The 246-nt window shown below is 42.7% G+C and carries 1 pseudogene; it reads right to left on the reverse strand.

Annotation, left to right across the window (positions count from 1 at the left end):
* Positions 1-246, reverse strand: a pseudogene (locus AAEZ00_RS21935) (amino acid ABC transporter substrate-binding protein); the annotation flags it as partial.

The raw sequence follows: 246 nt of genomic DNA on the forward strand, positions 1-246 counted from the left end.
GGTTAATAGTGCTTTGCTCTTTTGTCACATTAAAAACGCCATCAACCGAACCTCGCTCGGTCATAATCAAACCACGAGTATAGGGTACGACAATAGTAGAAACGTCAACATCAACTTGCTTAAAAGCCTGTCTAATAAGGTTATGGGAAATACCATTACCCACTTCATCGGCAAAAGGAGGCCAACTATCTTCTGCCGCTAAAGTGATTTTTAGTGGTTCTGCCACGGCGATGGTCGAGTTAAATG

It is taken from the genome of Shewanella sp. S1-49-MNA-CIBAN-0167, assembly GCF_040310145.1.
In the GTDB taxonomy this organism is placed as follows: Bacteria; Pseudomonadota; Gammaproteobacteria; order Enterobacterales; family Shewanellaceae; genus Shewanella; species Shewanella psychromarinicola.